The sequence below is a fragment of the Rhodococcus gordoniae genome (genome assembly GCF_001646655.1).
GTDB lineage: Bacteria > Actinomycetota > Actinomycetes > Mycobacteriales > Mycobacteriaceae > Rhodococcus > Rhodococcus gordoniae.
Genome location: NZ_LPZN01000020.1, coordinates 1 through 11735, shown reverse-complemented (window position 1 = coordinate 11735; position 11735 = coordinate 1). Strand labels below are relative to the sequence as shown.

The window sequence follows — 11735 nt, the reverse complement described above, 5'->3', positions numbered from 1 at the left end:
GTCGACGAGCACGGTGCCGCGCTCGCCGAGCAGCGACTGCACGGGGCGCGCGGCACCGTCGCGGTATTCGTACATGGTGACCCGGGTGTCGGCGCGCAACAGGACCGCGGTGAGGGTGTCGGTGTAGCCGCGGACATCGGCGACGTCCAGGACACCGCGCCACGCTTCGGCCTTGGCCGGATCCTCCTCGAGGTGAACGATGAGCGCTTCGCGGTCGCACAGGGGCCGGTCGAGACTTCCCCCGTAGAGCGCGGTGCGATCACCCGGGACCGCCGGCGTTCCGGAGACAGCGGTGACGGGGTCGCCGCCGGCCTCGACCGCCTCCGGGGGAGGGGGCGGCACCGCGACCGGCACCTGCGGCGGCACGAGCCGCGGCGTCCACGGATCGTCCTGCGCGGTGGCGACCTGCAGGTGTACCGGCGTCGACGTATCGACCGAACCGCCCGACGAGCAGGCACCCGCCACCAGTGCCGTCAGTGCGAGTGCCAGCCCGAGTCCACGAATCGTGTCGCTGGTCACGCCGCCATGCTAGGTCGATGATCGTCGGCGAAAGGGTTGTTCGGCGGTTCTCGTCGGTATCGCGATGCCGGAGACGACGTGTACGAGCAGTTCGTTCACCTCGTGGCGGCGCTCCATCTGCACGAAATGCCGTGCTCCTTCGAGCAGGTGCGCCCCTCGTCGATCGGGGAGCGAGGCCGGGGAATCCGTGACACATCGGCGACCGCGGGCCCTCGCCTCGATCGTCGATGTTCCACGTGAAACCGTCGACTTCGACGATGCGGCCTCCCGTCAGGAAGCGGGGACGCTCTGCATGTCCTCCTGGCTCCAGAACGCCCTCATGCTCGTGATCTTCGCGTCGTCGTCGAAGGTCATCACGTCGACGACCTCCATCACGAGATCCTGCTCACCCAGGTGCGTGACCAGGCGGAACACGAAGGCCGCGTTGTTCTCCGCGATCTTGAGGGTGATCACTCCAGCGGTCTGCGTGAGCGGTTCGACCACTTTGTAGAACTCGCGGATCTCGTCCTCGGTGGTGCGAACGGGCGTGCCGACCGGATCCTCGACCGTGGCGCCCGCCGCATACAGGGTGAGCACGTCGTCCACGGTGCCCGTGGCGACAGCCTTGACGTAGTTCTCGACGGTGGTACGGATCGCGTCCCTGCTCGCTGCCATGAGGTCCCCTTCGCTCGGTCGAATCCGGAACACGTTTCAATTCGACGATAGCGACGCGGATCTGCGGATGCACTCGCGATTCCCACTCGGAGGACCCCGCGCCGGAGGACGATGACATCGCCATCAACCGGAACGATCGGAGACCCGATGATCGACGCTGTCGCCTTCACCCTCGACGGACACGCCGGCGCTCTCGCAGCGCGGAACTGGGTCGGCGAGACCCCGCGCTACGTGGCACTGGTGTGCCACGGCTACGGCGAGCACTGCGGACGCTACGAATACGTGGCCACGCGCCTCGTCGCCGACGGAGCCGCCGTCTACGCGATGGACCACGTCGGTCACGGCCTCAGCGACGGCGAACGCGTACTGATCGACGACTTCGAGAAGGTGGTCGACGACTTCCGGCTGCTCGATCTCACGGCGCGACGCGAACATCCCGACGTGCCGGTCGTGCTCATCGGGCACTCGATGGGCGGCATGATCGCCGCCCGATACGCCCAGAGATACGGCTCGGAGCTGGCGGCCGTCGTCCTGTCCGGTCCGGTGCTCGGCAGCTGGGCGGCCGTCGACGCACTGCTCGCGGCAGAGGAGATCCCGGACACCCCCATCGATCCGTCGACCCTCTCCCGCGACCCCGAGGTGGGCCGCGCGTACGTGGCCGACCCGCTCGTCTGGCACGGGCCGTTCAAGCGCACCACCGTGCAGGCGCTGAAGAGCTGTCTCGACACCATCGCCGCCGGTGGCGCCGTCGACGACGTGCCCGTGCTGTGGCTGCACGGCGAGGACGACCGGCTCGTTCCCCTGGACGGCAGCGCGACCGGATGGTCGTCGTTCGCAGGCCGCGGGTCGTCGTCGAAGACCTATCCCGAGGCGCGGCACGAGATCTTCAACGAGACCAACCGCGACGAGGTCCTGGGCGATGTCGTCGACTTCGTCGGCACACACATCCACCCTCTCGAGTCTCTCGAGGATTGAAGCCCGGCGCGGCGGGCTACCCCTTCTCACGGGGCCGTCCCCTTCGTGTCCCGTACGGAAGGAGATGATCCATGGCCGAAGACAACGCATCCGACAGGGCTCGCCCCGGTGCATCCGACAAGGCACGCCTCGGGTTGAAGCAGACCGTGGTCGGCAAGGCGAAGGAGGTCGCCGGAGCCCTGACCGGCAACGATTCCCTCACCACCGAAGGCCGTCTCGAGCAGGAGCAGGCGCGGCAGACCAGGAAGGCCGACACCCTCTCCCACATGGCGGAGGCCGAGAGCGACGAGGCCGTGGAACAACTCGACGCCGTGCGCCGAGCCGGACAGCAGGAACGCGAAGCCGTGCAGCACCGGACCGAGGTGGCGCAGTCGCAGGCCGAGCGGGAGGCACAGATCCGCAAGCAGGCCGCCGAACTCGAACACCAGGAGAATGTGGTCCGGGAGCAGTCCGACGCCGCCCGCGAGGCCACGGCTGCGGAAGCGCAGGCACGTCGCGAGGAGAACGCCCAGGCCATGGATGCCGCTGCGGAGGTCTCGGCGGCACAGGACGACCACCGCGCTGCCTCCCACGACGCCGAACGTGCCCGTCTCCAGGCCGAACAGGAACGGCGCAAGGCCGAAGCCCTCGATCACGCCCTGACCGAGCAGGACACCGACGAGCGGGATCGCTGACGAACCCACCACCGACATTCCCTACCGGAGCTGTACCCCCACCGAAGTTGGAGATGCGCCCATGAACCTCACCACCCTGCCCAAGAGTGTTCTGCGATTGCAGTACAAGATCGCCCGTTTCCCGTTGGGATTGATCGAGCAGCAGTTGCGGTTCCTGCCCACCGACGCCCCGCCACGGCTGATGTACGAGCGGGGACTGGGCATGCTGGACGGCATCGTCGGCAGCGTGCTCGACGATCGGGAGATCGCCACGCGCGGGGCGCTCGCCACCGAACGCGCCGACGCGGTGAAGCGCGCGGAGAAACTCGACGCGCAGGCCGCTGCCGAGAAGCGCGCGGCAGACGCCGAACTCCGTCGAACGCGTGAACGTGCCGCTGCCGAGCAGGAAGCCGCGCGACGCGACCGCGAGAACGAAGTCCGGCAGGCCCGGGAGCGTGCGCAGGAACGCGCGAAGCAGGCGGAGAAGGAGGCCGAGCAGAAGAAGGCCGCCGAGACCGCGAAGGCCGACCAGGAGGCCGCCGCGAAGCGCCGGGCCGCCGAGACCGCGAAGAAGAAGGACGAGGAGCGGATCCGCAAGGCCGAGCAGGAGGCCGCCGAGCCCGCCAAGGTCTCCCTCAAGGAGGCCGTCGCCAAGCAGCTCGAGGCGAAGGAAGCGGAGGAGCGCGCACACGATGCGGGCGAGGTCGCCGAGTTCGAGAAGATCGAGCACAAGCACCCCTGATCCCGGCTGTGAATCGACGAGACCCCGGTGCTCCCTGTGCACCGGGGTCTCGTCCGTCGGAAGAATTTGCTACTTCACGACATTGACCATCTTGCCGGGAACCACGATCACCTTGCGCGGTGCGGCACCGCCGAGCAGTTCGGTGATCTTCTCATCGGCGAGCGCGGCCGCCTCGATCGCATCCGGAGCGGCATCGGCCGGGACGGTGATGCGGCTGCGCACCTTGCCGTTGACCTGGATCGGGTACTCGACGCTGTCCTCGACGAGCCACTTCTCGTCGGCGACCGGGAACGGGCCGTGCGCGAGCGATTCCGTGTGTCCGAGTCGCGACCACAACTCCTCGGCGAGGTGCGGGGCGACCGGCGCGAGCATCAGCACGAGCGGTTCGACGGCACCGCGCGGAGCACCCGAGGGGTACTGCTTGGTCAGGTGGTTCGTGTATTCGATCAGCTTGGCGATCGCCGTGTTGTCGCGCAGGTGGGCGTAATCGTCGGACACACCTGCCACCGCTTTGTTGAGCGCCCGCAGAGTGTCGTCGCCCGGGGTCTCGTCGGTGACGCGCAGGTCGCCGCTCTCCTCGTCGACGACCAGACGCCACGCACGCTGCAGGAACCGCTGCGCACCGACGACGTCCTTGGTCGCCCACGGGCGCGACTGGTCGAGCGGGCCCATCGACATCTCGTAGACGCGCAGGGTGTCGGCACCGTAGTCGTCGCAGATCCGGTCGGGACCGACCGAGTTCTTGAGCGACTTGCCCATCTTCCCGTACTCGCGGGCGACTTCCTGCTCACCGTCCGGGCCCGTCCAGTAGAACGTGCCGTCGCGTTCGACGACCTCGTCGGCCGGCACGTACACACCGCGCGAGTCGGTGTAGGCGTAGGCCTGGATGTAGCCCTGGTTGAACAGGCGCCGGTAGGGCTCCGAGGAGGTGACGTAGCCGAGGTCGAAGAGCACCTTGTGCCAGAACCGCGCGTACAGCAGGTGCAGCACCGCGTGCTCGACGCCGCCGACGTACAGGTCGACACCGCCCGGATCGTTCGGGCCGTGCACGTCCGGCCGGGGGCCTGTCCAGTAGGCCTCGTTCTCCTTGTCGCAGAAGGCATCCGAGTTGGTGGGGTCGATGTAACGCAGTTGGTACCACGAACTGCCGGCCCACTGCGGCATGACGTTCGTGTCGCGCGTGTAGCGCTGCAGGCCGTCGCCGAGGTCGAGTTCGACGTTCACCCAGTCGGTGGCCTTCGCGAGCGGCGGGGACGGCTCGGAGTCGGCGTCGTCCGGATCGAAGGAGACCGGCGCGTAGTCCTCCACCTCGGGAAGTTCCACCGGCAGAGCGGATTCGGGCAGCGGGTGCGCACGTCCCTGCTCGTCGTAGACGATCGGGAACGGCTCGCCCCAGTACCGCTGCCGCGCGAACAGCCAGTCGCGCAGCTTGTACTGGATGGTGCCGCGACCGGCGCCGTCCGCCTCGAGCTTCGCGACGATCGTCTTCTTCGCCTCGGCGACGTCGAGACCGTCGAGCAGGCCGGAGTTCACCAGCACACCGTCGCCGGTGTAGGCCTCGGCGGTGACGTCGCCCCCGGAGATGACCTCGCGGATCGGCAGACCGAAAGCGGTCGCGAACTCCCAGTCGCGCTGGTCGTGGGCGGGCACGGCCATGATCGCGCCGGTGCCGTAGCCGGTGAGGACGTAGTCGGCGATGAAGATCGGCAGCTTCTCGCCGTTGACCGGGTTCACGGCGTAGGCGCCGAGGAAGACACCGGTCTTCTCCTTCGACTCCTGACGCTCGAGGTCGGACTTCGCGGCGATCGACGCGCGGTAGGCCGCGACGGCGGCGACGGGATCGGCCGCGCCGCCGGTCCACCGCTCGTCCACGCCCTCGGGCCACGACGTACCGGCGATCCGGTCGACGAGCTCGTGCTCGGGAGCGAGGGTCACGTAACTGGCCCCGAACAGGGTGTCGGGCCGGGTGGTGAACACCTCGATCGCCGAATCGTGGTCGGCGACAGCGAACTTCACCTGAGCGCCGTGCGAGCGCCCGATCCAGTTGCGCTGCATCGACTTGACCTTCTCGGGCCAGTCGAGGTGCTCGAGATCGTCGATGAGGCGGTCGGAGTAGGCGGTGATCCGCATCATCCACTGCCGCAGGTTCTTCCGGAAGACGGGGAAGTTGCCGCGCTCGGAGCGGCCGTCGGCGGTGACCTCCTCGTTGGCGAGCACCGTGCCCAGACCCGGGCACCAGTTGACGAGCGAATCCGAGCGGTACACCAGACGGTAGGAGTCGATCACGGCGGCGCGCTCGTCCTCCGACAGCGACGCCCAGTCACGGCCGTCGCCGAGGCTGCGGGTGCCGTCCGCGAACTCGGCTTCGAGTTCGGAGATGCGGCGGGCGCGGCCGGCCTCGCGGTCGTACCAGGCGTTGTAGATCGTCAGGAAGATCCACTGCGTCCAGCGGTAGAAGTCGACGTCGGTCGTCGCGACCGAGCGGCGGTCGTCGTGCCCGAGCCCGAGGCGGCCGAGCTGACGCTTCATGTTCGTGATGTTGGCCTCGGTGGTCGTGCGCGGATGCGTGCCCGTCTGAACGGCGTACTGCTCGGCCGGCAGACCGAAGGCGTCGTAGCCGAGGGTGTGCAGCACGTTGCGGCCCTGCATGCGGTGGAACCGGGCGTACACGTCGGTGGCGATGTAGCCGAGCGGATGGCCCACATGCAGACCCGAGCCCGACGGATACGGGAACATGTCCTGCACGAACAGCTTGTCGGCGGGCACGTCGCCGGCGAGATCGCCCACCGGATTGGGGGCGTGGAAGGTGCCGCGCTCGCGCCACAGCTCCTGCCAGCGCTGCTCGATCCGCCCCGCGAGTTCGGCGGTGTACCGATGCTGCGGCGTGCTGCCGGGTTCGGGCTGGGAGGTCTGTTCGGGACGGGTCACGGGGATCACTATCTACTCGGCCGGGCGTGTGAGGGCTCCCACCAGGGTAGAACGTGCCCCCACCCGCGCAGACCGGTGGCACCGCCCGACGCGTATCCTGGTCGGGTGCTCATCGTCGCTGTCCTGCTCTTCGTGCTCGCTCTCGTCGTCGGCGCGGTGGGTGTCGCGGCACTGACCGGCAAACTGCCGCGCAACCGCTGGGCCGGTGTGCGCACCCCGGAGGCGCTGCGCGACGACGCCGCGTTCGCGCTGGCCAACAAGGTCGCCGCACCCAGCATGCTGGGTTCTGCGGTGCTGCTCGCCGTCGGTGCAGTCGCGTCGCTGACCCTGCCCACCGTTGCCGGGATCATCGCGGTGGTCGTCACCGTGGTGGCCTCCCTGATCACCGCCGGTGCCGGTGGATCCGTCGCAGCGCGGGTCGCCGCAGCGACGAAGCCGGAGGAGACGGCCGGCTGCGGTACCTCGTGCGGCGCGTGCAGCCTGCGCGGGGCGTGCGAGCCGACCGCCTGACCGGGCTGTTCACTCCCAGCGGCGTGCCCGCGCGTAACGCGGGGTCCACCAGAACCGGTTGAGCACCCGCACCGGTACCGGGAGGCTCTTCAGCACGACGGACACGCGGTCCTTCGGTGCCCCCTCGAAGATGTACGGCAGCAGTTCGGAGACCTCGTCCTTGTCCAGCTGCTCGAACGCACGCATCGAGAGGTCGTGCCATTCCTCCTTGGTGAAGGACCGTTCGATCAAGGGGAAGGCGTCACGCTCCTCATGCGCGGGTGAGCACCCAGCGACGTCACGAGACCGTCGAGCAGACCGCCGAGCCGCTCGGTCGCCGTCTCCCGGTCGTCGAGCGCGTTCTCGATCTCCGCCAGCGCCGGATCGATCACGGAATGTTCGGCCTCCATCGCATCGAGCACCTCCATCGCCCCCGCATCGTCGGCGAGCCGCGGCCGCATGAACGGCCAGACGTAGACGTCTTCGATGGAATGGTGCGTGTGCAGTTCGGTGCTGAAGCCGTGCCAGCCGAGGAGCAGCGCATCGTGCGTGCCGGGGTCCGCGGTCCGCCACTTCTGTGCGAAGTCGGCGAGACGTTCGGTGTCCCGGCGTAGAGCGGCGTGGATCAGATGCACGACCTCCAGGTCCTCGGCGGACAACGGGGTGGCGTGAGCGGTGGTCATGACGGGCACCTCGACTTTCGGATGAATCTCCCCGTGCTACGAGCCTCGCCACCTCGCGAGGTGTTCTCAATCCCACATTCGAGGGGGATACTTCGAGGCATGCGCTCTGCGCAGCGGTTGAGAGCAGGCATCCATGACGCAGCGTCCGCAGCTGCGGACGGGGCGCAGTTCCGCGAGTTCGTGATGGATGTGCTCGGCGCTTTCGTTCCGTACGACGGTGGTTGTGTCGCGCCCGTGGACCCGGCCGTCGGGGTTCCCACCGGCTTCACCACCCGCGGCCTCGACGACCCCGCCGAGGTACTCCGGTTGTCGATCGAGTTCGAGTACGGTCCGGACCTCGATCCGGACAGTCTCTACGCGCTCATGCAGCACCGGTCCGGAGTACGGCGGATCGGAGAACCCTCCGGCCGCGGACCGGGATACGACAACAGGCGTTATCTCGAACTCGTGTCGCATCTGGGCATGGGACACGAAGTGCAACTGGTCTTCCGGGACGGAGACCGTAGATGCTGGGGTGTCGGTGATCTGCTCCGCGGGCCGGGCCGAGGTTTCTCCGACGCCGAACTCGCGATGCTCGACGACGTTCTCGACGACATCGCGAACGGATTCCGCACCACGTTGATCCGGCACGCATCCGCACGAACACGGAGCACGGACGCCGAGAGCACCGCCTGCGGATGCTCGGGCCCGGCCGTGGTGGTGATCGGGGCGGACGGCGAATTCGATTCCGTCACTGCCGCAGCGACGATATTCTTCGAACGCCTCGGCTGGGAGAGTCCCGCTCGGGGGCGCCCCGGCCCGGCGCACGTGATCGCCCGCCAGGTCCGCAGAACACGACCCGTGCCCGCGGATGTGCGTGTTCGCACCCTCGACGGCGAATGGCTCGTACTGCGCGCGGCGATCTTCGACGAGACCGGCCGCGTCGTCATGACCTTCGAGCGGGCACGTCTACCCGAGATCGTCGCCCTGGTCACCGCCGCCCACGGCCTCACGCCACGCGAATCGGAAGTACTCGTCGAAGTTCTCGCCGGACGGTCGCGCAACGAGATCGCGAGCCGGTTGTTCATCAGCCCGTACACGGTGCAGGACCATCTGAAGAACATCTTCACCAAGACCGGCGTGAACAGCCGTCGCACCCTCGTCTCGCGACTCGCGTGTACCGAATACATGCCCCGGTTCGGTGCGGACCTGCGCCCCGACGGATGGTTCGACGAGAACGGAACGAAGACGGCAGCGGTGGAGGCCCACCCCTAGGCTGACCCCATGACGACGACGCGTCGGATCGACCCTGTGGGGGTGCTGCTCGGACTGGCCGTTCCGGTGCTGTGCGCCGTGGCCGTGCTCGTATTCACCCGCTCGTGGCTCCCACGATTGCCCGGTGAGATCGCGACGCACTGGTCGGGCACGACCCCCGACTCGTTCGGCTCGCCCATGACCTCGGCGTGGACCGCCGCCCTGCTGATCGTGCTCGTCGGGGGTGGCTGCTGTGCGATCGCCGCGCTCGCGCAGGCGCAGCTGCTCATGCGCCGCTACATGCTCGCGATCGGTCTCGGCGTGACCGGCACGATCACCACACTGTTCCTCGCCGGTCTCACGGGACAGCTCGACACGACCGACGCCACGCGGGCACCGCTGGAAGGGTGGCCCGCGGTATTCGGAATGTGGGCGGGTATCGCGGTGGGCTGGTTCGGCGGTCGGCGCCTGCGCGACGGCCGGGAACGGAAGGCGGCGACCGCCGCTCCGGATCCGGCACTGCCGCGCGGCCGGGCCGACCTGCCGATCGTCGAACAGGTGGGTACCGGTGCGGGCACGACGGCGGCACTGTCGCTGCTCGTCCTGATCCCGGCGTTCATCGTGTGTGCCGCTGTGCAGAGCTGGTGGCCCCTGGGCCTGATCGCCCCCGTCGTTCTGCTCGTCCTGGGTCTGCTGCGCTACACCGTGGTGGTCGACGCGGACGGGATCCGGGTGTCGAACCTGGCGACCGACGCGCTCGGCTACGACCTCGACGAGATCGTCGGCGCGAAGGTCACCGAGACCCGGCCCTTCCAGGACTGGGGTGGCTGGGGACTACGCGCCAAGGGTGGCAAGCGGTACGGCCTGGTCACCCGCACCGGACCCGCCGTCGTGGTGACCACGGCCTCGGGATACGAGTTGACCGTGACCGCAGCGAGGGCCGAGGAGATGGCCGGCGCGCTCAACACCCTCGCCGATGCCCGCTGACGGAGCTCAGTTGCGCTCGACCTCGATGGGGTGGGTCGCGAGCAGAGCCATCGGCAGCGGCTGGCGCCGCAACACCCTCGCCCACAGGTCGAGATGCGCGGGCGCGAGCACGTCGCCGGGCAGTGCCGAGACCACCATCCAGTCGTCGTTGCGCAGTTCGCCGTCGAGCTGACCGGCACTCCATCCCGCATAGCCCGCGAAGATCCGCACGCCCTCGACGTAGTGGGCGATGTGCCCGGGATCGGCGTCGAGGTCGATCATCGCGACGCGGCCGTCGACGTGGCGGATACCCGGCACGTCGGTGATGTCGGCCCCCACCCGCAAGGTGCCGAGACACAGTGCGGAACTGCGGTGGACGGGACCACCGACGAACAGGGACTTCGGTTCGGTGGCGAGCCACGACCACTGCGGCAGCATGGCGTCGACCGAGGTGTCGCTGATGCGGTTCAGGACGACGCCGAAGCTACCCGCATCGGTGTGCTCGATGATGTAGACGACGGTGCGGCGGAAGGTCGGCTCGGTGAGGTCGGTGGCGGAGACCAGCAGGCTGCCCGCCCGCACCCTGGGTGTCGAGGGTGCGGTGCGATCCTCGGGTTCGTCCTGATGTTGCGCCACGTCAGCCATTCTGTCACCGCCGTCACCGGCGCGTGGGGCGGAACCCGACGGTATGTGGCCACAGGGCGAGATGATGCTCGAACAGGACCCCGCGGTCCGGAGAAGTGTCGGGTCCGTACTGCCCGAAGACCTCGGAACCCACGACTCCGAACAACGACGACCATGCCCGGATGCCGCGTGCCGGTACGGAATCCGGACGGTGAGGGACCGCACGGATACCGGGCGCGGTGGTGCACTCGGCGAGGCGGTGCAACCGGACACCGAATTGCCGAACGAGGCCTGCCCGCGCGGAGCCGATAGTGTCGTACTCGTGCGAGACTCCGGGCAGCCGTCGAGGCAGCGGGCGTGGCGATCGACCGCGATCGCCCTGCGGCACTCACCGGGCCTCGCCCGTCTGACGGTGGTGCGCTTCGCGAGCCAGTTCGGCGACGGACTGTTCCAGGCCGCACTCGGCGGGGCGATCCTGTTCAACCCGGAACGTCACACCGACCCCGTCGCCATCGCGGCCGGCTTCGCGGTGCTGCTGTTGCCGTACTCGGTGATCGGCCCGTTCGCCGGCGCCCTGCTCGACCGATGGGACCGACGTCTCGTCCTCGTGTGGGCCGCTCTGCTGCGCGGAGTGTTCATCGCGGCGGCCGCGGCCGTCCTGCTCCTCGGAGGACCGCAGATCCCGCTCATGCTGCTCGCGCTCGCCGCCGTCGGCGTGAGCAGATTCGTCCTGGCCGGTGTATCGGCCTCACTCCCGCATGTGGCGTCCCGATCATGGCTCGTCCCTGTCAATTCCGTTCTGGCCACGGTCGGTTCGGGTGTCTCGGCGGTCGGGGCCGCCGTGGCGGTCGCGACCATCGGATTCGTGGGTGCGGGAGACACCGGCTCGGGCACGGCCGTCCTTCTCGGCGTGAGCGGTTCGATCGTCGGAGCGGTCGCCGCATCCGGATTCGCCGCGAATGCGCTCGGCCCCGAGGGAATACGACCCCGGACGGTGATCCGCACCGTCCTGTCGGGTCTGCGGACCGGTGCGCGTGCCGTGCTCGACGCGCCGGGTGTCACCGTCGCGATGCTCGGAATCGGCGCGCACCGCATCGTGTTCGGCATCGACACACTCATCATGGTGCTCGTACTGCGCGCCGCGGGCGGCAACTCCGGTGCTCCGGCCGGGGACAGCGGCTCCGATCTGCTGACGGGCTTCTCCGGATTCGGTGTCGCGGTCGCCTGCACCGCCGCCGGCATGCTCCTCGCAGCGGGACTCGCAACGAT

13 protein-coding genes are annotated in these 11735 nt (G+C 68.8%); 7 read left to right on the top strand and 6 right to left on the bottom strand.

The genetic code is table 11. The annotated features are described in order from the left end of the window. Together A8G18_RS11530 and A8G18_RS11525 are read right to left on the bottom strand one after the other, a co-directional pair. On the bottom strand, positions 1-519 hold a 519-nt coding region (locus tag A8G18_RS11530; protein WP_342435204.1), incomplete at its 3' end, for a DUF6777 domain-containing protein. 270 nt (positions 520-789) lie between these two features. Then, complete coding sequence (locus tag A8G18_RS11525; protein ID WP_064063984.1) at positions 790-1173, bottom strand: nuclear transport factor 2 family protein; 384 nt, start codon at positions 1171-1173, stop codon at positions 790-792. A 147-nt stretch (positions 1174-1320) separates the two neighbouring features. On the opposite strand from A8G18_RS11525, the gene A8G18_RS11520 reads away from it, so the two are divergent. From A8G18_RS11520 to A8G18_RS11510, 3 genes are all read left to right on the top strand, one after another. Continuing rightward, the gene (locus A8G18_RS11520) at positions 1321-2148 is read left to right on the top strand and encodes an alpha/beta hydrolase (protein WP_064063983.1); all 828 of its coding nucleotides are present in this window, start codon (positions 1321-1323) and stop codon (positions 2146-2148) included. Between the two features lie 71 nt (positions 2149-2219). Then, on the top strand, positions 2220-2822 hold the full coding sequence (locus A8G18_RS11515) for a hypothetical protein (RefSeq protein WP_064063982.1): 603 nt from the start codon (positions 2220-2222) through the stop codon (positions 2820-2822). A gap of 61 nt (positions 2823-2883) precedes the next feature. Further along, positions 2884-3543, top strand: coding sequence for a hypothetical protein (locus A8G18_RS11510; protein ID WP_064063981.1), 660 nt, complete (start codon positions 2884-2886; stop codon positions 3541-3543). Between the two features lie 69 nt (positions 3544-3612). Here A8G18_RS11510 and leuS read toward each other — a convergent pair whose 3' ends face one another. After that, positions 3613-6480: a leucine--tRNA ligase gene (gene leuS, locus A8G18_RS11505; RefSeq protein WP_064063980.1), complete on the bottom strand. Its 2868-nt coding sequence runs from the start codon at positions 6478-6480 to the stop codon at positions 3613-3615. A gap of 96 nt (positions 6481-6576) precedes the next feature. On the opposite strand from leuS, the gene A8G18_RS11500 reads away from it, so the two are divergent. Continuing rightward, positions 6577-6981: an SdpI family protein gene (locus tag A8G18_RS11500; protein ID WP_064063979.1), complete on the top strand. Its 405-nt coding sequence runs from the start codon at positions 6577-6579 to the stop codon at positions 6979-6981. 9 nt (positions 6982-6990) lie between these two features. On the opposite strand, the gene A8G18_RS23385 is transcribed toward A8G18_RS11500, so the two are convergent. Both A8G18_RS23385 and A8G18_RS11495 read right to left on the bottom strand, forming a co-directional pair. Then, the gene (locus tag A8G18_RS23385) at positions 6991-7212 is read right to left on the bottom strand and encodes a hypothetical protein (RefSeq protein ID WP_245207850.1); all 222 of its coding nucleotides are present in this window, start codon (positions 7210-7212) and stop codon (positions 6991-6993) included. Next, on the bottom strand, positions 7209-7643 hold the full coding sequence (locus A8G18_RS11495) for a hemerythrin domain-containing protein (protein ID WP_245207849.1): 435 nt from the start codon (positions 7641-7643) through the stop codon (positions 7209-7211). Before A8G18_RS11495 ends, A8G18_RS23385 begins: the two co-directional genes overlap by 4 nt. A gap of 99 nt (positions 7644-7742) precedes the next feature. Between A8G18_RS11495 and A8G18_RS11490 the strand changes: the two genes are divergently transcribed. Both A8G18_RS11490 and A8G18_RS11485 read left to right on the top strand, forming a co-directional pair. Next, a complete protein-coding gene (locus A8G18_RS11490; protein ID WP_064063978.1) occupies positions 7743-8897 on the top strand; it encodes a LuxR family transcriptional regulator in 1155 nt (384 codons plus the stop codon). 9 nt (positions 8898-8906) lie between these two features. Continuing rightward, positions 8907-9863, top strand: coding sequence for a DUF1648 domain-containing protein (locus tag A8G18_RS11485; RefSeq protein WP_064063977.1), 957 nt, complete (start codon positions 8907-8909; stop codon positions 9861-9863). A gap of 6 nt (positions 9864-9869) precedes the next feature. On the opposite strand, the gene A8G18_RS11480 is transcribed toward A8G18_RS11485, so the two are convergent. Next, entirely contained in the window at positions 9870-10487 is a 618-nt protein-coding gene (locus A8G18_RS11480) for a YqgE/AlgH family protein (protein WP_051017507.1), read from the bottom strand. 301 nt (positions 10488-10788) lie between these two features. On the opposite strand from A8G18_RS11480, the gene A8G18_RS11475 reads away from it, so the two are divergent. After that, the coding region (locus A8G18_RS11475; RefSeq protein ID WP_064063985.1) for an MFS transporter at positions 10789-11735 on the top strand (947 nt) is incomplete at its 3' end.